Origin of the sequence: Amphritea sp. (assembly GCF_016744155.1) — a bacterium.
In the GTDB taxonomy this organism is placed as follows: domain Bacteria; phylum Pseudomonadota; class Gammaproteobacteria; order Pseudomonadales; family Balneatricaceae; genus Amphritea.
The window spans coordinates 26410-51388 of record NZ_JADGEW010000010.1 but is presented as its reverse complement, the minus strand read 5'-3'; the positions used below and the strand labels follow the sequence as shown (position 1 = coordinate 51388).

Here is a 24979-nt window from a genome sequence, read left to right as displayed (position 1 = left end):
CTTTAATTAGAAAAATAATTGCCCGCAGCTGACCTAACAGCAATGCGTAGGCCTTCAATAGTCAGAAGCTCCGGTAGCAGGAGTCCTTCAGGTGCATTAGGGCCATAAATTACGTTAAAAGGTATGCCTGATCGCCCATGTTTATTCAGAAAAGTCTCGATGCTTTCACTCGGCAAGCTCCAGTCCCCTTGCATAAAAGTCACATCGTACTTATCAAGTAACTCCAGACCCTTTTTTGCATCTAACACTGCCGCCTTATTGTATTTACAGGTAATACACCAATCCGCGGTAATATCGACTAAAATCACTTTACCCTCGTTCACCATCTCACTAATACGTTCAGGCTGAAAAGAGGTCTGGGGGTAAGGTTTCAGAGATGTAGCCTCTGATCCAAAAAAAGGCATCATTAGCAATACTAGGGCCAGCCACAAAGTTACAGGTCTCCAGCGAGTCAACTCTGGCCCCCACAACATCAACCAAACAACACCTAATAAAGTTACGCTGAACAGCATCAAATTATTCAAGTGGTTACTTAACAGCCAAACCAACCAAGCAGCAGCAAGCAATAACCCCAGCGCCAAAATACGGCGTATCCCTTTCATCCACCGTCCAGGTTTAGGTAACCGTGCGATTAGACCAGGCCATATACTTAACACTATATAGGGTGCTGCTAAGCCAACACCCAGTGCTGAAAAGACCCAGAAAATCTCAAATACACCCTGACTCAAAGCAAAAGCAACAGCGGTTCCAAGAAATGGTGCAGAACATGGTGTTGCAAGTAGGGTAGCTCCCATCCCTTGAATAAATGATGCGATGCGAGCTGAATGGTGCGACTCACTACCTGCGGAAACCATGGCAGTCTGCCATCTAGCTGGCAAAGTAAATTCAAACCAACCAAGCATATTGGCTGCGAACAACAACATTATGAGCAACATAAATATCAGGAAAAAAGGATTCTGAAATTGAATTCCCCAACCCACGTAATAACCTGCCAGTTTTAAACCACTCAGGCTCAAAGCAAGAATCCAGAAAAAACTCAGCACTCCTAACGCCGTTAGCAACAGTTGAATTCGGGCCTCTTTCTTTGGTGTCATACTCGCTTCTGACAGGTGCATCAGTTTAATAGATAAAATCGGTAATACGCAGGGCATCACATTAAGAATCAAACCGCCAGCCAATGCCATTAATAAAATACTGATCCACTTGAGGCTACCTGATGCATTCCCTTGCTCGGGCCGAGTAATATTTTCAACCTGGATGGTACCTTCATAGGCCTGTATGCCATCAACATAGGTTATTTTGAGCGGCTGATCAGGAAAGCCTGCAACGGAGCCCTCAGGGACATTCCACCATACTTGGACTTTTGTATCCTGAACTTTGATAACGGGATCCGGCCATTCATGAAGATCGTAATTTTCAATAAACAGATCCACATTATCTGAGACACTAGGCAGACTCAAACTAAGATAAAGGCCTGCTTCGTCAGCCAGCATATGATGACTGCTCTGCACTTTCTCCAAGGAGGTTGGCACCTGAGCCATAAACTCATTAATCAAACGCTGGCTAAGCCAGTCTCTCTCCTGCTCACCTGTAAGGTTTAAACTGACAGGGACTTGCAACGGTAAACAAATTTCATTGCAGACATAAACTTGTAACTGTCCCCGTAATTGAATTAACTTTCTAGACGAATTAAGTTTATATCGCACAGGAATAATCACTTCATCACTATAACCATAAGATTGTAGGCCAAGCAGGTTAAAGCGTTTTGGTGCTGGCCAAAACCATTCAGGTTCTGGCATTAATGCGGCATGAACCAGCGTCAATGAGGGGGGTGCCCCTGCAGCACCAGGCGTTCGCCAGTAAGTCTTCCAACCGGGTTGCAACTTAATATGCACCCCTAGTAGTACATCCGACTTACCAGCCAGGCTATTCACAGGCGTAATTAAACGAACCGTTACTGGGCCATCCTCTTGCCAGCTACCAACAGCAGCCAGTACCTGAAGAGGAAAAATCAATGTAAGTAAGCACAATAATCGTCTTAGCATGTTTTAAATTTTCCGTTATAACCGCTGTTTCAGAATATTCAGAGCTTGCTGCAACGCCGAAAGCGGCTGAGCTCCATGAATAGCAATAGTTGATCCGCTAGGGTTATGGCGAATAAAATTCCCTGGAGTCCCCGTTATACCTCCAGCCTGTCCGTTAGCCATCTGCAGTAACACTTTTTGCTTAAACCTTTCACTATTAAGACAATTATCAAACTGTTTTCGATCAAGCCCTAGCTCGGTAGCTAAAGGCCCAAGCTTTTCGAGCGGAAAGCCTTGGCCATTGGAGCGAGTACGTTGGTAGATAAGATCTGTGTATTGCCAAAAAGCATCATTACCTCCGAACTCACCCGCGCACTCTGATGCCTCGGCTTCCTTCTGTGCACCTGGATTATGGAAACTCAAAGGGAAGTGCCTATATACCCAATTAACTTCGGGATTTTTCTCAATAAACTGCATAGCAGTACCGTGAAATCGCTTGCAGAAGGGACACTCAAAATCAGAATACTCAATCAAACTAAATTCTGCAGAAGACTCACCTCGAATGAAGTCTGTTTTTGAATCGACAGCAGACACATTCTTCAAACGAGCCTCTTGCGCCTGTTGTTGATTAATCCGAGCCTGATCCTGTTTTTCAATAAACTGAATAATCACTTCTTCAACACGGAGTTCAAATGCTTCGCTTTGCATATACTCCTGCCACTTCTGAGAAAGTCTCTCATCAATCTCACTGGTCGTTAAAGTTTGATATTCTCCTGCTTTTAGCCAACCGCCTACTAGCAACAACAGAATAATTCCAAATGCCTGGAAAACCCTTAATTTCATCATATATCTCCCAGCAAAACTTCAGTGTTACAACCTGAAAAAATCAATGCCAAATATTCAATGACCAGCCTTATAGCCAGCACCTCAAAGAAGTTTGATTCTATGGAGTAAATTAAACCCAGGGGGGATGATAAATTGTGGAGGGGAAACCTAATCGAATACTCTCAGAGCGTATTTCCAATGGAACGCTTACTATTTCAACGTTCCAATACGCAGTTGTGAAATGCGCTTGAATAACCCGTACTTCTGAAACACATATTTGTTCACAGAGTTGATGGTCATCACTACACTTGGAAGCTTCAGTAATATGGATTACGTCCGTCATGAACCCTGACGCCATCTGACAGTTCCCTGACGCCAGTGACGCGTCAGCGGATACAGCACCCGAAAGCAGGGCGAGCAGCATAACAAAATGTAAGGCTATCCGTTTCATACTGAATTTACCGGTAGATAGGATACTTAAGCAAACTCGAAAAACACAATCAATTTAAGCGATTGGTAAAAATAAAACTGTTCATTCGCTTCTCCCAACATCAATCAACTACAGAAGCTTACATATAGAATAAAGCTTCCATATACAGGAAGGTCAAGCTAAAAGCATATGTTGGCGAAGCTAATTCAGTATAGGTCTATCAATAAGTCCACTGTTCTTAACTTGTTCCCCATAGAATCAGAGTAAACCAATCTAACACTGCTTCCTTAGCCCCTCCCTGTTTTATTCTCATTCTCTCTCACTAGTATTTTCATATCTATAAAGGCACACATCCACCTTCACATGAAAATTACAGAAATGTAATTTTCATGTCAGCTCGCTGAAAGGGCATGTCCTTATTATAGGTTCCAAGAACTAAACAAATTTAAGAAATGCTAAAACATTACATCTAGAAAAAATCTATTCCATAGAACAAAGGAAATGACAATGAAATTGCTAATCACCACAATCGCTCTAACTTCTGCACTAACTGCTGGCGCAGCTTCAGCATCAGCATCAGCATCAACTAACTTTGAGGTAGGTCAGCTAGGTGGTGGTACCACCATTCAGACAGGCTCTCACTATAGCAACAAAGAGCTGGTAACTGTTGATAGCGCAAACTTACCAACTAACAGCTACGGTTCTGAACTTTTTGTCGGCAGTAACTAACGAGTAAAACGTTTTTTTTCAAAACCTTTTTAGTTAAACATTTTAAGGAATACCTCATGAAAGCACTAATCACAACAATCGCTCTGACTTCTGCACTAGCTGCTGGCGCAACTTCAGCATCAACTAACTTTGAGGTGGGTCAACTGGGAGGTGGTACTACTATTCAAATCGGCTCCCAATATAACAATAAAGAGCTGGTAACTGTTGATAGCGCAAACTTACCAGCTAACAGCTACGGTTCCGAACTTTTTGTCGGCAGTAACTAACGAGTAAAACGTATTTTTTTAAAACCTTTTAAGTTTAACATTTTAAGGAATTCGCCATGAAAGCACTAATCACAACAATTGCTCTGACTTCTGCTTTAGCTGCTGGCGCAGCTTCAGCATCATCTAACTTTGAGGTGGGACAGCTGGGAGGTATCGATTTACAACATACATCTCACATTAATTCTGCAGAGATGGTGATTATTGATACCCCCAATCTACCAGGCAGCAGCTATAGCTCAGAACTTTTTATAGGCAATAAGTAAATAGAAATTAAGTCGTAACTCGTTAATAACCATAAAACAAACAAGTAAGAAGACTCCAGTGAAACCATTACTACGAGCACTTTCATACGGAATAAATCTTCCATATGCAGGAAGGTCAAGATAAAGAAACTATATCCTAGCGAAGCTAATTCTGTAGAGCTACATAGGGTAAGTTCAAGTTTCAACTTGACCTTTGCTTCGCTGGAAGTTATACCTTTGGGTAGTCTTCAATAAACGCGTCTACTCTATACACGTTATATAAAAATTTATTCCATAGTAGTGGCACTGTAATAAATCATGAAACTAAATGTGGGTTTATTAAATCTTTAATATGATTGAGCGCATAAAACAGACTGCTATCTTGCTAATGATGCTGTTCATTCAGTTTCAACCTGTGCATGCGCATGCACTTATGTTAAATGCTGAGCAAGCTGGGCATGTTGCCGGTACGCTAAGTCATTCGCACGAGCAAATAGACTCCAATTCAGACTCGGATAAACATCTGTCAGATTGCCACCCTACTCATACCTTATCACCTCCTCAGCCTTTTTCTCCGGATATGAGCCCCCCTCAACAAACCGCTACAGTGCAGTTCACAAGCGGACTACTGTCTATTCATATTGCATTAGATCCTCGCCCTCCCAGACACTCTTAATCTATTTCTTAATTTTTTTACGTTTATGAAGAGACTGAGCTTCACCTCAGGCTCGTATTTTGTATGGAGTGTAAAGACAATGATTAAAATCATTACTGCTATTGTTTTGGTATTTATAACATCTATTTCTTCACAGCTGGTTATGGCACATGGTGGCGCCACCGGAGTAGTCAAAGAAAGAATGGATCTTATGGATAACATGAAGGATGCCGTGAAACAGTTAAAAGCAATTTTCAAAGGTGACGTGAAATATAATCCCGAAACAGTCAAACAATCTGCCTTAGTAATACAAGATCACTCTGCTGCTGCGATGACCAAACTATTCCCGCATGGAAGTCTAAAGGGTCACTCTGAAGCAAAGCCTATAATCTGGCAGGAATGGGACCGTTTTAAGCAATTAGCAGACGATCAAGAAAAAATTGCTCAAGGCTTATATAACTCGGCAGATAATCAAGATGCAACCCCTCAAGGCAATATGATGGAATCCGGGGCGATGATGGGACAAAGCATGATGGGTTCCGGATCGATGATGAGCAATAATAAGCAGACACAGCAAAATATGACCGATCCAGAACACCTTGGCACAATGCCTTCTAATATGGTGTTTAAATTGCTGACTGAAAATTGCTCTTCTTGCCATACTCGATATCGAAAAGAAAAAGAAAACGACATGTAAGTGAGGTGAGAACATGAAAAGAATAGCGTTCTATTCGTTCACTCTGATGGTAGTGGCTGCAACTGCCTGGGCTAGTTTACCTCTGTTCGGAAATATTAATAGAGCAAAGATAAATGCCAACGATGGTAATGTTAATCGTGGGGCCTATCTTGCGAGGGCTTCTGGCTGCATTGCCTGCCATACAAATTTTGAATTAGGAGGTCCTGTACTCGCTGGAGGCCCGCCCCTTAAAACACCTTTTGGCACTTTCTATGCGCCCAACCTCACTCCGGATAAGGAGTTTGGCATTGGTAACTGGAACTTAGAGAACTTCGCCACAGCATTACGACACGGAACGTCTCCGGAAGGAAAGCCCTATTACCCTGCCTTTCCCTATGATTTCTATACCAAGTTAAGTGATCAGGACATTGCAGATCTATGGGCTGCCTTCCAAACGGTACCACCTGTTAACCAAATCAGTACGCCCCATGAATTGAGTTTCCCGTTCAGTGTTCGTGAGAGCCTAAACCTTTGGCAAAACCTATTTTTTAAAGAGGGTCGATTCACACCTGATGAAACGAAAGATGAAGAATTCAACCGGGGCAAGTATCTGGTAGAAAGTGCTGCACACTGCGCAGCATGCCACTCTCCTCGTAACCTGTTCGGTGCGCTTGATAAGGATAAAAGCTTTACCGGAACTGAGTCTATGTTAGAAGGAGAAGGCTCCATCCCGTCAATCACGCCCGATGCGTTAAAGAGCGCTGAATGGTCTCAAAGCGACCTTTCCTACGCTTTAAAGTCGGGCGTTAAAGTCGATGGTGATGTCTTTGGCGGCAGTATGGGTGAAGTAGTTCGTGATGGCACTGCTTATCTACAGAAGCAGGATTTGGATGCTATCGCTTTTTACCTCTTGAATAGAAAATGATAGGTTGAAACAGGCCACCGGGTATAAATCGGTGACCTGTTGTATCCAACTTAATCGTAGTACTTCTACCCCTTTAGAAATTAGAACCAGTACCCTAATTAATTCAACCGTATTTCAACATCCCAACGCCAATCCAGACAAATTGGAGTGGCATACTGACATGATGTAACAAGCTCAAACCATATAAGTTTCTATGGCCTATTTACTTGAGAAAACTCATAACTGGTATGGGTTCCTAGCAGGTCCAAACACTACTCCTTTTAACTATACAAGATTATCATTAGTCCATTAAGCTTGGCACAACTACAATGCACTGAGCGTTTTTATTGATAGATTGATAACCCAAGAAGCTATAGAGCTAATACCATCCAAGCACAAACTGTAAAGTACTTTAACCTTGAGGAAAAAATGATATTAGTTCCTGATTTTCTATGGATTATCTCACTACCTCTTTAGAAAAATTATCCTGTTTCCCTATTCAAATAATCTGTTTTTGGAAACACAACACGAAAGCTAGTACCTTCAACCGTTGAAGTGACTGATATTTCGCCGTTATGAGCGACGACGATTGCACGAGTTATTGCCAAACCTAAACCAGCGCCTTCCGAGTCACCTTTCACACGGTTCTTATCAGCCTGATAAAAACGCTCAAAAAGGTGAGGAATATGTTCTTCAGGTATAGGGACACCAACATTATTTACGATGAGTATAACTGACTCATCACTCAATTCAATCCGCACTTCAATTGCACTATTAGCTGACGTGTGCCGCATGGCGTTAGATAATAAATTATTGATAACACGACGAATCATTAGGCGGTCACCTTTAATTCTACCTTCCCCTTTTAGTCTTAGTGATATTTCATGATCTTCTGCTAACGCATCATAAAACTCGAATAGGTCAGCCACTTCTTTATCGAGTTCTATAATTTCTTTTGAGGGTAATGTTAATCCATGGTCTGCCTTGGCAAGGAAAAGCATGTCAGAGATCATACGCGATAGTCTTTCATACTCTTCGGCATTAGAAGCAAGAGTAGCTTGATAAGTTCGCACATCTCTAGGGAGACTCAGCACTACCTGTGTTTGCGTCATAAGATTACTAACAGGGGTTCTAAGCTCATGAGCTATATCTGAGGAAAACTCAGAAAGACGCCGAAATGCACCTTCTAACCTCTCTAACATCTGATTGAGAGCACTGGCTAATTCTGCAATTTCTACCGGTACACTTTCAACAGACATACGCTTGTTCAATTGATTTGCCGTAACTACTGATGCACTATTTTTCATTTGATATAGGGGCAACAAACCTCGTTTTGCCGCCAACCAACCCAAAAAACCACTGATTAATGCAGCGATAACAACATACAACAATAACGCACCTTGAAAGCGTGACATAAAGATATCATGATGATTAATATTCAACGCAGTTAATATGATAATTCGCTGTTCTGGCTGGGTACTTATATCTTTTGTAACTACAAGCCCTCGATAAAATTGCCCCTCGGCATTCCAGGTAATTGTATGAGGGGAAATCAAGTGGGACTTTTCTCTTATATTGTTAACTGGGAACTCTACTCCCCTAGAGCTATATAGAGACTCTCCGTTCTCACGCATAACTAAAACCAATAGATCTTTATGTCCAATCAACCCTGATGTCAACTTGTCTGTAAATTCTTCTAGTGTATTAACCCCCTCCCCCTCAGAAGCAAGTTTGCTAACTAGCTGTATTTTTCCTTGTAATATCTCTTTATCCTGACCCATAAAATGCTGTTCTATAGAGAGAACAATCACGACACTAAGTCCAAGCAGAACAAGACCAGACACCAATGTATATAAGCCTGTCAGCCGCCAAATTAAAGGTAATTCCCGATTCATATCTCGTCAGAATCCTCTAAGACATATCCCATCCCTCTAAGCGTGTGTATGAGTTTTGGGGAGAAAGGTTCATCTACTTTACTACGAAGCCGCCTAATAGCGACCTCTATCACATTGGTATCGCTATCAAAGTTCATATCCCATACTTGCGACGCAATTAAAGACCGAGATAACACTTCACCTTGTCGCCTCATAAATAATTCCAACAGCGAAAACTCTTTTGCCGTCAGATCAATCCGTAGACCTGCTCTGGTAACCCGCCGGCGTAATAGGTCAAGTTCTAAGTCTGCAATACTCAACACTGTCGCTTCTGACTTGCTACGAGTACGTCTTAGTAAAGATCGTATTCGCGCCAAAAGCTCTGAAAACGCAAAGGGCTTTACCAAATAGTCATCGGCACCTAATTCAAACCCCTTCACACGATCTTCAACCTGATCGCGAGCTGTTAAAAACAATACAGGCATATCTTTGCCGCTCAGACGTAATGTCTCTAGTACTTTCCAACCATCGAGACCGGGCAACATGACATCAAGAATAATAAGATCATAAGAATCAACCTGTGTAAGCGCTAAATGAAGACCGTCTACCCCATTACACGCAAGATCCGTATTAAATCCTGCTTCATTAAGCCCCTGTTGAAGAAATTCACCTGTCTTATCTTCATCTTCAACTATCAGTATTTTCATAATACACCTATAAATTTTTAGTGATTATAAAACACAAAACCACCTTTAAATGAAAATTACAGAAATGTAATCCTCATGTCAGCCCATTGAAAGGACATACGTTTATTATAGATTTCAAGGCTCCTACAACGATAAACCCTTACTGGCAATCAGTGCAAACTATACCCATGAAGGACGTAACAAGTTTAAGTGTTGCTATAGAGCCAATAAAGCTAGGAGTGATGATTCCATTAACACGGTTTAGAAATGAGCACGGTGACTTCACTCAATAAAGAGACCGTCATTACCCTATCCCTAGCCGCGGGTAAATGTCCATCTCATTGCCCGCTGCAAATGTATCGCGATGTGATTAAGTCTAAAAAAGGAATGATCGAATGTTTAGTTTTTGGAAAACACCTTCAGGACTTGCTGCACTAGGTTTAATTGGCGCAGTAACGTACTTTTTAGTGGTAGAACATCAGCAACATTTTTTTACATTTTTGCCCTTTTTAATTTTTCTAGCCTGCCCATTAATGCACCTGTTTATGCATGGCAAGCATGGTCATGGTCATGGTCATGGTCATGGTCATGGTCATGGTCATGGTCACAGTAAGCATGAAGAACACGAAGAGAATAAAAATATATACCAGAAAGGTATTGAAGAAGGGAAACGTCAGTCACTTATCAACAACAAGGAAGGTAAATCTTAATGTCAGAAGAAGGTTCATATGGCCTTTGGTGGCTAGTGATTGCAAATTCAGCAATATTTATCTTTTTTGCTTTTAGTTTTATTAAACCCAAAACCAAAACCGATTGGCGAAGTCTTGGTGCCTTCTCAGCCTTCGTAGTGGCTTTGTTTACAGAAATGTATGGTTTCCCATTAACCATTTATCTGTTTTCCGGTTGGTTAACCGATAACTATCCAGCTATCGATTTCTTTGCACATGACAATGGGCACCTATTACACACCCTATTAGGGTTTGAAGGGAATCCGCATTGGGACCCTCTACATATGGCGAGTAATATTTTCATCATAATTGGCTTTTTTACGCTGTCTTCAGCATGGAGTGTGTTGCATCAAGCACAAAAAGATAAAGCACTTGCGTCAACGGGCCTTTACGCACGATGCCGTCATCCACAATATATTGCTTTTATTATGATAATGCTTGGCTTTTTACTGCAATGGCCCACCGTAGTAACTCTGATGATGTTCCCTATTCTAGTCTTCGTATATATCCGTTTAGCAAAGCGTGAAGAACAAGTCGCAATATTAGAATTTGGGGATGAATATAGAAAATATATGAATATTACACCTAGCTGGTTTCCACTACTTCACATACCGAAGTCATCTATGAGTGAAACAGATAATCAAGGAGAAGAATCATGAATGACTCTAAACATAGACTCGGCGTCAGCGAGGTCAACTTAGTCGTCAGACATTTACGGTTAGAAAACATCACTGAAACTAATAAGGACCTCATACTGACAGAGATTGATGCGATTTATGGCGTCGACAATGTGTTATTTGATGATAATTCAGAAGTTTTAAATATTGCTTATGATGCATCACGTTGCAATTTAGAAAGTATAGAGAAAATTATCAGACATCATGGTGCTGATGTCGCTCATGATTTGTGGACGCACTTTAAAGAAGGCTACTATAAATTCGTTGACCAGAATGTAAAAGATAATACCGTCCATGAGCCTTTGAGTTGTCATAAAATTCCGCCAGGTAAGAAATGACGTTCACACTTCTGAATGCGAGAAATAAGTACCTTTTCACTTACTTCTCGGTAAAGCCAGCCCACCCAATATCTTCATATACTCCTCTGGCAATAGTTATTGCCCACCAGAAGTCGAAGATTACAAATTTATAATGTTCGCGTCAGCTTGTAGCCATTTACATTTATTAACATCGACGTACGCCGATTAATTATCGATATAAATAACATGGGACTTATAGGATAAAAAAAGCAGTTCTATTAAGTGCCGTAGCTGTTCTTGTCAGTAATTCTGCTTTTTTGGCTAATGACACTCATATGATGGAAGGGCCTAGCAGCATGATGAATACAATGACAAATATGCAACATGAGCAAGGTAAAACTCTTTCTTTAAAAACGGGCGATACAAAAGAGCTTACTTGGTCATTTACAAATACAGCCGTATTAGAGGCTTCCTACAGTATTCCTGGTTATTACGACTCGGGTATGAAATTAAAAATCACTGTCACAAAAGGATAAGAGGCACTCATGAAACGAATAAATATTAATCGACGCCAATTTGTTACAGGGCTTACCCTCGGCGGGGTTATGGCAGGATTCGGCATGAGTTCAGGCCGCCTATTTGCCGCACCTAGCTTGTCCCGACAGCAAGAAGTATTAAGAGGCAACTTATTAAATCTCACCATTGGTGAACAAGCCGTTAACTTTACAGGTAAGCCGAGAATAGCTACCACGGTGAATAATTCCTTACCTGCTCCGATTTTACGTTTCAAAGAAGGCGATAAGATCACGCTAAATGTTGCAAATAATCTAAGTGAAACTAGCTCAATACACTGGCACGGTCTCATTTTGCCAAGCAATATGGATGGCGTCCCGGGGTTAAGCTATGACGGTATAAAACCAGGCGAACACTTTACTTATCAATTTGATGCTAAGCAATCCGGCACCTATTGGTACCATAGCCATTCAGGCTATCAGGAGCAAACCGGTCTCTATGGTGCCATTATCATCGATCCGATTGAACCTGAACCATTTACCTACGACAGAGAATATGTCGTGATGCTGTCTGATTGGAGTGATGAGAACCCTACCAATATTTATGCCAAGCTAAAAAAGCTCAGCCATTACTATAACTTCAACGAAAGAACTGCTTCTGATTTATGGAAAGAGGTTAAAGGTAATGGCGTAAAGGACACATTGAACGCAAGGGAGATGTGGAACCAAATGCGGATGAGTGAAACCGATATTTCAGATGTCACTGGATATACTTATACATTCTTAATGAATGGTGAGACTCCTTCTGAAGGCTGGAAAGGTCTTTTCAAACGCGGTGAGAAAATTCGCTTACGTTTTATTAATGGTGCGGCTATGACGTTTTTTGATGTCCGTATTCCTGGTTTAAAAATGACAGTAGTGGCAGCTGATGGTCAATATGTACAGCCAGTATCTGTTGACGAATTCCGTATCGGCGTGGCTGAAACCTACGATGTTATCGTCGAACCCAATAGTGATACCGCCTACTCTGTATTTGCGCAGGCAATCGATCGTTCAGGGTATGCCAGAGGTACATTAACTCCCGACTTAAGCATGAGTGCGGCCGTTCCAACATTGGATCCAGTTCCTATTTTAACTCATCAGGATATGGGAATGGGCAGTATGGACGGTATGGCTGGTATAGCTGGTATGGCTGGTATGGATCACGCCAAAATGCCGATGGGTAAAATGGCGGGTATGGATCACGCCAAAATGCCGATGGGTAAAATGGCGGGTATGGATCACTCCAAAATGCCGATGGGTAAAATGGCGGGCATGGATCTCTCCAAAATGCCGATGAATCGAGACTCGTCTACCATGCACGCATCGACTGAGTACGGACCACATGTTGATGCACGAGCAAGCAACCCCCAATATCGATTAGATGATCCAGGTGTAGGGTTGAGAAATAATGGGCGTCGCGTTTTAACTTATGCTGACCTGAAAAACCTCAATAAAACACCCGATGAAAGAGAGCCAAGTCGAGAAATAGACCTCCATTTAACAGGAAACATGAGCCGATACATGTGGTCTATCAATGGTGTCAAATACAGTGATGCAGTACCGCTACAGTTTAAATACGGAGAGCGAGTTCGTATTAATTTCGTGAACGATACGATGATGAATCACCCAATGCACTTACACGGTATGTGGAGTGATTTGGAAACAGGTGACGATAAGTACATTCCCCGTAAGCACACAGTAGTAGTACAACCAGGTGCTAAAATCAGCTATCGGGTTACAGCCGACGCAAAAGGAAAATGGGCTTACCACTGCCACCTAATTTACCATATGGCCGGCATGTTCCGTGAAGTTCACGTCAGCTAACTTGGAGATAAAAATGAAGAACCTAACAATTAATATTCTTATTCTTTCCTCCATGATAATGGGTACACCAGCTATCGCAGGAGGGGGGGATGACCCTTTGCTGACAATGGTACAAGTTGATCAGCTAGAGAAACGAGACACCAGCTCAGGCTACCCCTTAGTTTGGGAAATACAGGGATGGGCGGGATATGACCTTAATAAGCTCACATTCAAAACCAAAGGAGAGCGCGTTAACGACGAAACGGAAAGCGCCGAACTACAGCTATTGTACAGTAAAGCAATCGCACCTTACTGGGACTTACAAGCAGGCATACGGCATGACTTTAACCCAAAACCTTCACAAAACTGGGCCGCTATCGGCATACAAGGTTTAGCACCCTATTTTTTTGAAACCGATGTGAATCTATTTGTTGGCGAGTCAGGGCAAACGAATATTCGTTTAGCAACAGAGTACGAAGTTATGCTGACCCAGAAGTTAGTACTATCACCTGAAGCAGAAATCAACCTATTCGGTAAAAACGATAGAGAACGCGGTATAGGGTCGGGAGTCTCTGATATAGAGCTGGGATTGAGGCTCCGCTATGAAATTCGTCGAGAGTTTTCACCTTATATCGGCATCAATTGGGAAAGGAAATTAGGACAGACTGCTTCATATGCAAGAGATGATGGAGAGGTTACTAACGATACGCAATTAGTAATGGGAATAAAAGGCTGGTTCTAAGTAAAGACATTGATAAAGCCTTTGTAAGCAGAGGCTTTTTTATATCGCTAATTTGAACTGACTAGATTTCATTAGGCAGTTCCTGACTATTCTGTTCCTGATTTAAGAAAGAGTAAATTTAATAGTCATCATTTTTATATAGCTATAAAAGAGAGCTCAGAGTGTTAATTTATCCAAACATAGATCCAATAGCAGTATCTATAGGCCCATTAAAAATTCACTGGTATGGATTAATGTATCTCGTTGGCTTTGGTGCCGCTTGGTTACTAGCTTGTCATCGTGCAGGAAAACCAAACTCGAACTGGACCAAGGATCAAGTTTCAGATCTGATATTTTGGTCTGCTGTCGGTGTGATTATAGGCGGACGATTCGGATATGTACTGTTCTATAATTTCGATCAGTTTCTCAGCAATCCATTCTGGCTTCTTAAAATTTGGGAAGGAGGAATGTCATTCCACGGAGGGCTGTTAGGTGTTATTACTGCACTCTATTACTTTAGTCTCCGAATAAACAAACGCTTCTTTGAAGTTGCAGATTTCACAGCACCGTTAGTGCCTTTAGGTTTAGCTGCCGGTCGTATTGGTAACTTTATCGGAGGAGAACTGTGGGGGCGAGTTTCTGATAAGCCCTGGGCGATGGTGTTCCCTGAAGCAGGTCCTTTACCAAGACACCCCTCACAGCTCTATCAGTTCGCTCTTGAGGGAATACTTTTATTTACCATCCTCTGGTGGTTTTCATCTAAACCTAAGCCACCAATGGCAATCTCTGGCTTATTTCTTACTGGTTACGGCACCTTTCGACTCTTTGTCGAGCAATTCAGGCAACCTGATGCCCATATCGGTTTTATCTTCGCCAACTCAATAACCATGGGGCAATTTCTGTCGACTCCGATGATACTAGGCGGTCTTATCCTGATTTTCTGGAGCTATTCATCTAAGACGCGTATCAACAGCCATTAAAACTAATTCTCCTAAGATACGTTATTGCGCTGTAATGGGTTTGGTATCAAATCCAGCAGCACGCTGCCGACGGTGGAATATCTTCTCAAAATTAAATACTTAGTTAGCCTTATCTATTTTCAAACCGATGGTGGACGGCTTTTGCTAGTGCTAGTTTTAAGTCGCCAAACTCCAGCCATAACAATAAATAACACTACAATTATTGCATTTACAGTAAAGGTTTGTTCTGTGAACGCTTCTCCGAAATGAGCCAACAAAAAACTCGCTGGAAGTATGCCTATGGCAGTCGCCAACAAAAACCGCCAATAACTTAAAGTAGTAACGCCCGCGGCATAACTCATTAAATCAAATGAAATAAACGGCATTAATCGAGATAACATAATCAGCCACATTAATCGTTGATGATCACCCAACTTCCAGCTAGGGAATCGTGTTTCAACCCAGATACGAGCTGCCTCGAACCCCATAACTCTTGAGATACCGAAAGCAAGCGACGCTCCGAATAGTGAACCTATAAAAATATAGAGCGTTCCCTCAAAGTGCCCATAAGTTGCACCTGCTGCCATAGCAATAGGGGCACTGGGTAAGGGACTAAATACTATCGCAACAGCCATCCCAAAGATAATTACCAGCGGGCCTATCACCCCATTGCTCCGGAGAAATTTAACCACACCTGCAACATCGCTCCAGTCAAATTGGAGCTGCACACTAAAATGATCTGCCCAGCTCCAGATGATAAAAGTAATTACCGCAGCAATAATAAGAAAATAACGAACATACGCCTGGCCTGACTTCATTAGCTCTTATTACACCTTTTATAGGTAGCAATCATAAAATTAATTGTACTAACCTACACAACATAGGAGGAGGATACCTCCCCCTAATCAGGTATTCACTTAGAACATTTACTGGCCGTAATGCAAGCCACCGAAGTGCTTTTTACCATCAGCTGTTTTGAACAACACCATCAGTTGATGTTTACCACTGTCTTTCAGGTCGTAGCCTGCCATCTGCCAGTCACCCATCATCATCAGCGGTTTGCTTTCTTCGGTACCATCCGGATAGATCACTTTGGAGTTGATCTTCAGGTTATTAACCATCTCTCCCTGCTTTTCTACCTTTATCATTATATTATGTGAACCACCATGTCCCATCCCTTCATCGGCTTTCATTACATGAAAGCTAACCGTATAGCCATCAATGTCTTTCTTTTCCAGAAACATTTTATTCTGCGACATATCACTGCCCATAGCACCGTGGGACATCGATTCTTGCGCCGTAGACCCTTTTGACATCGCCTCCTGTGACATCGCTTGTGCTGGCTTGGACTCATCATCATGGCCATGACCATGGCTACCTTCACCCGCAACGACAGCTCCACTTAAAACAAACGCGCTCAAGGCACCGGCAATCAGAATCTTATTAACTTTCATTATAATTTCTCCATTCGTCTTTTCGTTAAATCGTTTGATGATTAACTTTTCTTTGACGGCGCTTATACCTAACGATAACGCGCCCACATAAATTACTTTCACTATTAGCTGCACTGTTTGTGATCAGTGGCTATCGGTTAATAAGAAACTAATCAGATCCTCCATATCGTTATCGCTAATATCCCATCGGGGCATCGCTCCATTCAATGCACTGCCGGCAGGATCCAGGCCCTGACTAATAGCTAACTTTAAACTATTTTTGTCATAGCGCTCGTGGTCGCCATGACCATCATCATGCTCTTCGGTAAGTGAATGTTTGGTTAATGGTGGGGCAACAACCCAGAACTTCGGATACAGTCGTTGCCCCTGCCTATCTTCTCCGTGACAACTCGCACATGTCGTGTTGTGCATCTGCGCATGCATCGTACCGCCTCGGTAAGTGATAGCAGAGCCTGCCTGATTTCTTCCGGTAAAGTAAATTTTCTCACCATTACTTGAAAAATCACGAGCTCCATAATCTGTAGCGTCATCCATCCCCATGCCACACCCGGCCAGTAACAAGACAAGCCCGCCGCCAGTCAGTTTAATAACGGGTTTTATGATCCTTTTAGCGCTGTACATAAACCGCCTCCTTATATTTAATAGTTCAGACCGAGCGGATATCACCATCACCCAGCCCTCGTTGCCAATTACTGTTCAGTTTCCAACCGAGCAATACAGCGTTTACGCCAAAGGAAATACACCGCCGGCAATACCAGCAACGTCAGAATAACCGCGCTAACCATACCGCCAACCATCGGTGCAGCGATTCGGCTCATCACTTCTGAGCCGGTTCCGGTGCCATACAGAATGGGCAGTAAGCCTACAATAATCGCGGCAGCGGTCATCATCACCGGCCGGACACGTAAACCCGCGCCGTGCAACACCGCATGACGCAGAGTCTCCTCCCGGGGGATCAGGCCTTGCTTTTCACAGCGCTCCAGCATTTGTTGGTATGCCTGATTCAGATAGACCAACATAATCACACCGATCTCCACCGCGACACCGGCCAGGGCAATAAAGCCGACACCCACGGCCACTGAAAAATTAAACCCTTGCAAATACATCAGCCAGACACTGCCTACCATCGCCAGAGGCAGCGTACCCATGATGATGCTAACTTCGACAAAGTTGCGGAAGTTAAGGAACAGCAAAATCACAATAATCGCTAAGGTCAGTGGTACAACATAAGTCAGCTTCTCTTTCGCCCGCTGCATATATTCATACTGACCAGCCCAGCTTACTGAGTAACCTGGCGGTAGTTGAAGTTGCTCGGACACAACCTGCTGCGCGTTCTCTACATAACTACCGATATCCATGCCTTCTATATCAATAAAGGTCCAGCCGTTGAGACGAGCATTTTCACTCTTGATACCCGGTGGGCCATCCTCAACGTAAACATTAGCCACATCACCTAGCGGTATCCGTTGCCCCATGGGGGTTACGATCGGCAGCAAAGCTAATTGCTCTGGAGAATCACGGTAGTCCTGTGGATAACGGACATTGATAGGGTAACGCTCCAGCCCTTCGATCGTCTGTGACACGTTCATACCGCCAATAGCGGTCGCCACAACCTGCTGGATATCTGCGATGTTCAGGCCATATCGCGCAGCACTCTGACGTTGAATATCCACTTTGATATACCGTCCACCAGCAACCCGCTCGGAGTACACCGAGGCGGTACCAGGAACATCCTTCAAAATAGTTTCCAACTGCTGACCGATCTGCTGAATTTGTTCTAGTTCAGGGCCTGCAATCTTTATCCCAACCGGCGTTTTTATACCCGTGGCCAACATATCGATACGGGTCTTGATCGGCATCACCCAGGCATTGGTCACCCCCGGCACTTTAACCAGATTATCCAGTTCTTTTCTCAGATCGTCGGTCGTCAACCCAGCACGCCACTGATCTTTAGGTTTAAGCTGTATAAAGGTTTCGATCATGGTCAGTGGTGCAGGGTCAGTAGCACTATCCGCCCGCCCCACTTTGCCGAATACCGTTTCTACTTCAGGCACTGTTTTGATCAGTTTGTCAGTCTGCTGTAACAACTGACGAGCCTGGCCAATTGAAATACCGGGATAAGTAGTCGGCATATACATCAAGTCACCTTCATCCAAGGGCGGCATAAACTCACTGCCCAACTTATCTAATGGCCATAAGCCCACCAGTAATATTAACAACGCGAACAACAGCGTCAGCTTTGGAAAGGCCAGTACTTTACGCAACGTCGGCATGTAAACAGCGGTCAGCACTCGGTTTATTGGGTTTTTGTGTTCGGGCATTATCTTGCCACGGATGAAGTAGCCCATCAGCACCGGCACTAGCGTAATGGCCAGAGCCGCAGAGGCTGCCATCGCGTAGGTTTTAGTAAACGCTAAAGGCGCAAACATTCGACCTTCCTGCGCTTCCAGGGTAAAGACCGGCACAAAGCTAACGGTAATGATCAGCAAACTGAAAAATAGTGCAGGCCCTACCTCACTGGCTGATTCAGCAACAATCTGCCAACGATTCTCTTTGGTTAACGGTGTACGCTCCATATGCTTATGCATATTTTCAATCATGACGATTGCGCCATCGATCATCGCCCCTATCGCTATCGCTATACCGCCCAACGACATAATATTCGCGTTAATACCTTGTGCATTCATCACTATAAATGCGGTGAGAATACCGACCGGAAGGCTGATAATTGCAACCAAAGAAGAGCGCACGTGAAACAGAAAGACAACACAGACCAGCGCTACGACAATGAACTCTTCCAGAAGCTTGTGCCATAGGTTTTCTACGGCACTATCAATCAGTCCAGAACGGTCATACACCGTCACGACTTCCACCCCTTCGGGTAAGCCCTGCTTCAGGGTTTCAAGCTTTGCTTTTACACCATCAATTGTTTTCTGAGCGTTTTCTCCGAAACGCATAACAACTACGCCGCCAACTACTTCACCTTCACCGTTAAGTTCTGCTACTCCTCGACGCATCTGCGGTCCGGTTCCGATGTCAGCCACATCTTGTAACAACACCGGCGTACCATTCTTATTGATACCCAAAGGAATATTTTTCAAATCCTCTTCGCCCTGAATATAGCCAGTAGCCCGAACCATATACTCGGCTTCGGCCATTTCCACGACTGAGGCTCCCACCTCCTGATTACCCCGTTGAATAGCCGTCTGAATATGCGATAACGGCATATTAAATGCCCGTAATTTTTCTGGATTCACCCGTACTTGGTACTGTTTAACCATGCCGCCAATCGGCGCCACCTCAGACACTCCTGGGACAGTCTGCAACTCATATTTGAGAAACCAATCCTGCAAGCTACGCAGCTGGCTAATATCATGCTGCCCGGTTTTATCAATCAAAGCATAGAGATAAACCCAACCAACCCCCGTTGCATCAGGCCCCAACTGGGGCCGGGCATTGGCCGGTAACGATGGTGCCACCTGACTCAGGTATTCGAGTACCCTACTGCGAGCCCAGTACATATCCGTATCTTCATTGAAGATGACATAGACATAGGAGTCACCAAAAAACGAGTAGCCCCGCACTGTTTCAGCACCCGGTACCGATAACATCGCGGTGGTTAGTGGATAAGTGACTTGATCTTCTACCACCTGAGGTGCCTGCCCCGGATAACTGGTTTTAATAATCACCTGCACATCAGACAGGTCCGGGATCGCATCCACCGGGGTGTTTTTCAGGGAGAACAGCCCGCCCCCGACTAAAATGACCGTGGCCAACAAGACAAAGAATCGATTGCCAACGGACCATCGAATAATGGACTCAATCATAGAACCACCTTCGTCAACACTGGCTGTAACTGAGCATTCATTGCCATGTAAACATTAGAGCGCGAATCAATTCCGCTCTGATTCATCGCCTCCGGGTTTGTCCCTTCTTTTTTTGTCGATTCAGAATCCATCTCCTCGTGATTCATATCACTATCCGTTCCGTCCAGACTCATGCTATCCATGTCCATACTTTCCATATCTAAGCTTTCCATGCCCATGCCATCCATACTCATATCGTCAGCGCTCATTTGCGGCTCAACATTCATACGTTTGAAATCAGACGTTTTACTAGACTCTGAATCCAACAAGAACTGGGCTGAAGTAACCACCTCTTCTCCAGCATTCACTCCTTGTAAAATTTCAATCAGCTTTCCGTCACTACGGCCGGTCTTAACTGAAATGGATTTAAACCGACCATCACCCAACGCCAGCACGACTCGATTTTCTCCAGCACCCCGGATAACAGCTTCTTGGGGCACAGTAAGAGCGGCTTCAGTTTCATGTTTATGAATCACCACTTCAGCAAACATATTCGGTTTTAACTTTCGATCCCGATTATCAAAACGCATCCTTACCTTCAACGTCCGGGTTACCGGATCGAGCACCGGATAGACATAATCAACAACGCCTTCACGACTCTCTCCGGGTAGAAAGTCTAATTGGATAGAAACCGGTAATCCTGCGTTGATCATGCCGGCCTGTCGTTCAAACACTTCCGCTTCAACCCATACCTCATCCAGCGCACCGATCGACATTAGCGTCATTCCTGGCTTAACAAACATCCCATCACGCAAATTGAAGTTATCTACCACGCCACTGTGGGGTGCATAGAAAGTTATCGCCTGACTCGCTTTACCTGTCTTTCTAAGCTTGTCCAACGCTTTCTGAGGCACCTGTAAGGCACGTAATCGAGTTTCAGAACCCCGTATAAGATCGCGGTTGCCCCGTGCCAACGCAAACAGATATTCCTCCTGAGCATTTACCAATGCTGGTGAATAGAGTTCATAGAGCGGTTCTCCTAGTTCAACCGGTTCCCCCTCAGCTTTGACATATATTTTTTCGATCCAGCCCTCCACACGGGGATGCACATGAACGATTTCATCCTGGTTATAATCAACATAACCAACCGTACGCACCTCAAAGTGCATCTTGGTCATCGAGGACACTGCGGTTCTAACCCCAAGGTTATTAACCACCTCCGGCGACACTTTTATCGTCCCGGGGCCGGCATCCGCACCGGAACTCTCCTCTTTGTATACGGGGACAAGATCCATACCCATGGGTGACTTACCCGGTTTATCCCGTTGATAGTTTGGGTCCATTGGCGCAACCCAGTAGAGAGGTTGGTCATCCGCTGGTGAAGCGGCTTCAGCTACTGATGTGACTCCGGTATCAGTTGCAGCATTATCCAAATAACCGGTTCCAGTCATCACGGTTCCCAGACCGGCCGCTCCCAGTGCAATACCCAGTACAACTAACCCTAAATTCTTAACGGTATTGCTCATGGAGTAACTCCTTCCTGACTAAGAGTGATGTTTTCCGCCGATGATTCTGTCGTAGTCAGCAGGTAATTGGTCTGCGCGATCTGTTTCAGTCGTGCGATTTTGATCCCCAAATATTCGATACGCGTGTTGAGTTCAGCGATACGTGCACGCACGACCTCAATAAAGCTGCCGTTATCCGACTCATACGCATTTAAAGCTGCGTCTGCCTGTTGCTTAACCTGAGGCAAGAGCTTGTTGTCAAAAATCTCGCGGCGCTGTTCGAGACGATCTAATTGAGTCCGGGCTGAGTGAAACGAAGCGATCATCTGCCTGAGTATCAAAGATCTTTCAGTACGTATCTTCTCCTGACGGGAGATAGCGGCTTCAACCTCTTTATCCTGACCGGTCGAAGAAAACAGTGGCATTGAGAGGGTTACACCTACACTAAAGAGGTCAGCTCGGTCACGGCCCGTTGGGTCTTCACCACGATAGCCATAACTCGCATTCACGCCCCACTGCGGCTGGTATTGTTGTTTCGCTAACTGCACCGCGGTACCCGCTGCGGCAATACTCTGATCCACAATCTGAATTGAGGGGTGACGAACCAGATAACTAGAAAGCTCTCTATTACTTAACCCCTCGCCTTGAAAACGATCCGTATAAAGGGAGCTAAGCACTGGAAGCTCAGAGGTATAACCCGAAAAGCCATTCATACCCTCAGTAAAATCACTAACCGAAGGCAGCAACCACTCAAGCAGTTTTTGCTCAGCCACATCCTGTTTTTGCCGTAACATCGTTAACCGATCTTCAATACGCGACTGTTCCAGCTGCGCCTTAATCAGATCTTGCTGCCCTGAACCTCTCAGTCCGGAGGAATAGCTGGCCAGCGATATATCTACCAGCTGGTCAAACAGTTTCCGGTCAGCCTCGATCAGCTGCACACTCTGCTTAGCTTGGTAAGCATCTAACCATAGCTGGGTTATCGTCAGTCTAAGCTTCTCCTGTCGTTCCAGGCGCATGAATGGCTGACGGCCGCTTTGCAAGTGCAGTTGCTCTCGCATAAGACGCCGACTATCACCCCGGGGATACATCTGTGATACCCCGGCAACCAGCTGCGTCATCCCTTCCTGATTAAAATCTAATGTGTCGGTGGGCAGATTTGCCATCTTCAAAGAAAAATTAGGATCAGGTAATTGGAAAGCCGACTCCGCCATCGCTGCAGTTGCTTGTTGCTGATATCGGCTACCCGACAGCCAGGGATCATTTTGTAGCGCCAGAGTTACCGCTTTTTCAAGCGTTAAAGGGTTACTCATAACCCCTGCGGCTAACGCGAATGAAGAGACTCCACCGTTAATCAGCAGAATAACAACCAAGCGGAAAGTAGATCTCTTAAAGAGAAGTATTGAAGATAAAAGTACTGGTGACATAGATACACCCACTAGGATCAAAATCATCAAAGATGATGTCTGAAACATTCTAAAAATCTGGGAGATCTATACTGTTCTCCCGCTGAAAAAAGACCGAATTATCGGCTTAGTTTTTCAACGGAATATGGGAGGACGATAAAGAGAGACGCTGCTCTGAGATAGAAGCAGGGTATTAACGATAGATGACATACTGGTTAAAGGGTCTACATCCAAAATATACTGAGACAGCCCACAACCGACAGAACTAACACAATGGGATTGAGCACAACCTGCATGATTATCGCAGCCGTCACTATTCATTTCCATATCAGTACAGTGCTGCATGCTCTCAGTCAGCACCTGATCACAACAGTTGCTGTTTGCATCTGAGCCAAGATATTCTGAAATGTATTGCAGACTCTGGTCAACAGAGTGCGAAAGGTGATCTGGGGAATGTTTAAGTTCTGGAGCTTTAACACCCCCATGAGCGGCATGGGGAAAGTCTAATTGATCAGACACTGAACCGTTGTGATTCATCTGCATAGCGGAGGCAGCATTGAACAGCTGTGCGGTTACCACCGCCAGCATGCACAATACTAATACAATCCGTTTCACTACTGCTTGCATCTGCAACCTTGTTTAAAATACACAGGTAATCAGCCGACTATCGGCTGAAATATTATAGACATACTCTGAAATAAACCTGAATAGCCGTTATTTAACCACAGAAACAGACAATAGCAAGGGTAATAGCAAATAGTCTGACCAGAAGTTCTAACTGCAAGGTATCTCTTCTCACTCTTCCTTATCAATATTGGAGAGTCTCAAATTTATGCCTTTGATTGGACGACTATTAGGTAAATTGCTAGAAAAAGAACGTAGGTTGGGGTGAGGCACGAACCCCAACAACTCTTAAAAAAACTACTCACCAAACCCATCCTCCGAAAAATCCATTACCCTCTCCCCCCAATCAATCGGTAATACGCCTCGGGTAACATAACGATGAAAGCTGGAATATGGCCAATCTGCACACCGTTGGGCCAAACCATGCTTAACCGGATTAAAATGGATGTAATCCACATGCCGGCGATAATCCTCTTCATCGCGAATAAGGTGCTCCCAATATCTTCGCTGCCAGACTCCCCTCTCCCCCTTCAACATACGGCTCTTAGAAATCGACTCATTCTTCGCCAAACCCCTGGAAAAATTTGCTTTAATTAACCCCCAGCGTTTAGAAAAATTGGTGTCTCCTTCGGGTAGAGTCCAGATGGCATGCAGATGTTCGGGTAACACCACCATCGCATCTATTTGAAAGGGATGACGGAGTTTAACTTGTCTAACAACTTCACGGAGCAGCCAATATGACTGACCAAGAGAGTCTTATCACGATCCGCAATATTCACCGTAAAGAAATAACAACCACCTGGCTGCAAAGCCCGTCGGTAATACATGGTCACCTCCTTGTGCCATTCGATGTGGGAATTAGATGTTGGGATTCGTGCCTCATCCCAACCTACAAAACAGGCCATCTGAACGTATATATCTGATCAACAGAGTTTTATCACGATCATCAAGATCACCGTAATGAAATAACAACCACCAGGTTGCACAGCCCGTGGGTAATACATGGTCACCTCCTTGTGCCATTCGATGTGGGATTAGATGTTGGGATTCGTGCCTCATCCCAACCTACAAAACAGGCCATCTGAACGTATATGACTGACCAAGAGAGTCTTATCACGATCCGCAATATTCA

The 24979-nt window shown here is 44.0% G+C and carries 25 protein-coding genes; 12 read left to right on the top strand and 13 right to left on the bottom strand.

The window, feature by feature from the left end; all coding sequences use genetic code 11:
• Positions 1-2: 2 nt before the first annotated feature.
• From QZZ54_RS09885 to QZZ54_RS09875, 3 genes are all read right to left on the bottom strand, one after another.
• The gene (locus QZZ54_RS09885; RefSeq protein ID WP_290702285.1) at positions 3-2045 is read right to left on the bottom strand and encodes a protein-disulfide reductase DsbD domain-containing protein; all 2043 of its coding nucleotides are present in this window, start codon (positions 2043-2045) and stop codon (positions 3-5) included.
• Positions 2046-2060: 15 nt separating this feature from the next.
• The gene (locus QZZ54_RS09880) at positions 2061-2870 is read right to left on the bottom strand and encodes a thioredoxin domain-containing protein (RefSeq protein ID WP_290702283.1); all 810 of its coding nucleotides are present in this window, start codon (positions 2868-2870) and stop codon (positions 2061-2063) included.
• 109 nt (positions 2871-2979) lie between these two features.
• Positions 2980-3300, bottom strand: coding sequence for a hypothetical protein (locus QZZ54_RS09875; RefSeq protein WP_290702281.1), 321 nt, complete (start codon positions 3298-3300; stop codon positions 2980-2982).
• Positions 3301-3786: 486 nt separating this feature from the next.
• On the opposite strand from QZZ54_RS09875, the gene QZZ54_RS09870 reads away from it, so the two are divergent.
• From QZZ54_RS09870 to QZZ54_RS09850, 5 genes are all read left to right on the top strand, one after another.
• Positions 3787-4008: a hypothetical protein gene (locus QZZ54_RS09870; RefSeq protein ID WP_290702280.1), complete on the top strand. Its 222-nt coding sequence runs from the start codon at positions 3787-3789 to the stop codon at positions 4006-4008.
• A gap of 56 nt (positions 4009-4064) precedes the next feature.
• Positions 4065-4274 carry a hypothetical protein gene (locus QZZ54_RS09865; RefSeq protein ID WP_290702279.1) on the top strand — a complete coding sequence of 70 codons (210 nt, stop codon included), beginning with the start codon at positions 4065-4067 and terminating at the stop codon, positions 4272-4274.
• A 56-nt stretch (positions 4275-4330) separates the two neighbouring features.
• Complete coding sequence (locus tag QZZ54_RS09860) at positions 4331-4537, top strand: hypothetical protein (RefSeq protein ID WP_290702278.1); 207 nt, start codon at positions 4331-4333, stop codon at positions 4535-4537.
• Between the two features lie 734 nt (positions 4538-5271).
• Positions 5272-5868: a cytochrome c gene (locus QZZ54_RS09855; RefSeq protein ID WP_290702276.1), complete on the top strand. Its 597-nt coding sequence runs from the start codon at positions 5272-5274 to the stop codon at positions 5866-5868.
• A 13-nt stretch (positions 5869-5881) separates the two neighbouring features.
• Complete coding sequence (locus QZZ54_RS09850) at positions 5882-6772, top strand: cytochrome c (RefSeq protein WP_290702274.1); 891 nt, start codon at positions 5882-5884, stop codon at positions 6770-6772.
• 461 nt (positions 6773-7233) lie between these two features.
• Here the strand turns inward: QZZ54_RS09850 and QZZ54_RS09845 are convergent, their stop codons facing one another.
• Both QZZ54_RS09845 and QZZ54_RS09840 read right to left on the bottom strand, forming a co-directional pair.
• Positions 7234-8646 carry a heavy metal sensor histidine kinase gene (locus QZZ54_RS09845; RefSeq protein WP_290702272.1) on the bottom strand — a complete coding sequence of 471 codons (1413 nt, stop codon included), beginning with the start codon at positions 8644-8646 and terminating at the stop codon, positions 7234-7236.
• On the bottom strand, positions 8643-9332 hold the full coding sequence (locus QZZ54_RS09840) for a heavy metal response regulator transcription factor (RefSeq protein WP_290702270.1): 690 nt from the start codon (positions 9330-9332) through the stop codon (positions 8643-8645). The genes QZZ54_RS09845 and QZZ54_RS09840 overlap by 4 nt, the downstream gene beginning before the upstream one ends.
• Positions 9333-9706: 374 nt before the next feature.
• Here QZZ54_RS09840 and QZZ54_RS09835 point away from each other — a divergent pair, with 374 nt between their 5' ends.
• The 7 genes from QZZ54_RS09835 to lgt all read left to right on the top strand — a co-directional run bounded on the left by QZZ54_RS09835 (position 9707) and on the right by lgt (position 15073).
• Positions 9707-10021, top strand: a complete 315-nt coding sequence (locus tag QZZ54_RS09835; protein WP_290702269.1) for a DUF2933 domain-containing protein — start codon at positions 9707-9709, stop codon at positions 10019-10021.
• Positions 10021-10698 carry an isoprenylcysteine carboxylmethyltransferase family protein gene (locus tag QZZ54_RS09830; RefSeq protein ID WP_290702267.1) on the top strand — a complete coding sequence of 226 codons (678 nt, stop codon included), beginning with the start codon at positions 10021-10023 and terminating at the stop codon, positions 10696-10698. The genes QZZ54_RS09835 and QZZ54_RS09830 overlap by 1 nt, the downstream gene beginning before the upstream one ends.
• Positions 10695-11054, top strand: coding sequence for a cation transporter (locus QZZ54_RS09825; protein WP_290702265.1), 360 nt, complete (start codon positions 10695-10697; stop codon positions 11052-11054). Before QZZ54_RS09830 ends, QZZ54_RS09825 begins: the two co-directional genes overlap by 4 nt.
• Positions 11055-11371: 317 nt before the next feature.
• Positions 11372-11551, top strand: a complete 180-nt coding sequence (locus tag QZZ54_RS09820) for a hypothetical protein (RefSeq protein ID WP_290702263.1) — start codon at positions 11372-11374, stop codon at positions 11549-11551.
• A 9-nt stretch (positions 11552-11560) separates the two neighbouring features.
• Positions 11561-13393, top strand: coding sequence for a copper resistance system multicopper oxidase (locus QZZ54_RS09815; protein ID WP_290702261.1), 1833 nt, complete (start codon positions 11561-11563; stop codon positions 13391-13393).
• Positions 13394-13406: 13 nt separating this feature from the next.
• Entirely contained in the window at positions 13407-14114 is a 708-nt protein-coding gene (locus tag QZZ54_RS09810; RefSeq protein ID WP_290702259.1) for a copper resistance protein B, read from the top strand.
• Between the two features lie 161 nt (positions 14115-14275).
• Positions 14276-15073: a prolipoprotein diacylglyceryl transferase gene (lgt, locus tag QZZ54_RS09805; RefSeq protein ID WP_290702258.1), complete on the top strand. Its 798-nt coding sequence runs from the start codon at positions 14276-14278 to the stop codon at positions 15071-15073.
• A 119-nt stretch (positions 15074-15192) separates the two neighbouring features.
• Here the strand turns inward: lgt and QZZ54_RS09800 are convergent, their stop codons facing one another.
• The 8 genes from QZZ54_RS09800 to QZZ54_RS09765 form a co-directional block, all read right to left on the bottom strand.
• A complete protein-coding gene (locus tag QZZ54_RS09800; protein ID WP_290702256.1) occupies positions 15193-15870 on the bottom strand; it encodes a TVP38/TMEM64 family protein in 678 nt (225 codons plus the stop codon).
• A 108-nt stretch (positions 15871-15978) separates the two neighbouring features.
• A complete protein-coding gene (locus QZZ54_RS09795; protein ID WP_290702253.1) occupies positions 15979-16506 on the bottom strand; it encodes a hypothetical protein in 528 nt (175 codons plus the stop codon).
• A 123-nt stretch (positions 16507-16629) separates the two neighbouring features.
• Positions 16630-17127, bottom strand: coding sequence for a cytochrome c (locus tag QZZ54_RS09790; RefSeq protein ID WP_290702251.1), 498 nt, complete (start codon positions 17125-17127; stop codon positions 16630-16632).
• A gap of 68 nt (positions 17128-17195) precedes the next feature.
• On the bottom strand, positions 17196-20333 hold the full coding sequence (locus QZZ54_RS09785; protein ID WP_290702249.1) for an efflux RND transporter permease subunit: 3138 nt from the start codon (positions 20331-20333) through the stop codon (positions 17196-17198).
• Positions 20330-21838: an efflux RND transporter periplasmic adaptor subunit gene (locus QZZ54_RS09780; protein ID WP_290702247.1), complete on the bottom strand. Its 1509-nt coding sequence runs from the start codon at positions 21836-21838 to the stop codon at positions 20330-20332. The genes QZZ54_RS09785 and QZZ54_RS09780 overlap by 4 nt, the downstream gene beginning before the upstream one ends.
• Positions 21835-23244: a TolC family protein gene (locus tag QZZ54_RS09775; protein ID WP_290702245.1), complete on the bottom strand. Its 1410-nt coding sequence runs from the start codon at positions 23242-23244 to the stop codon at positions 21835-21837. The genes QZZ54_RS09780 and QZZ54_RS09775 overlap by 4 nt, the downstream gene beginning before the upstream one ends.
• A 114-nt stretch (positions 23245-23358) precedes the next feature.
• Complete coding sequence (locus QZZ54_RS09770) at positions 23359-23850, bottom strand: hypothetical protein (protein WP_290702243.1); 492 nt, start codon at positions 23848-23850, stop codon at positions 23359-23361.
• A 294-nt stretch (positions 23851-24144) separates the two neighbouring features.
• Positions 24145-24522: a hypothetical protein gene (locus tag QZZ54_RS09765; protein ID WP_366645383.1), complete on the bottom strand. Its 378-nt coding sequence runs from the start codon at positions 24520-24522 to the stop codon at positions 24145-24147.
• Positions 24523-24979: the final 457 nt, after the last annotated feature.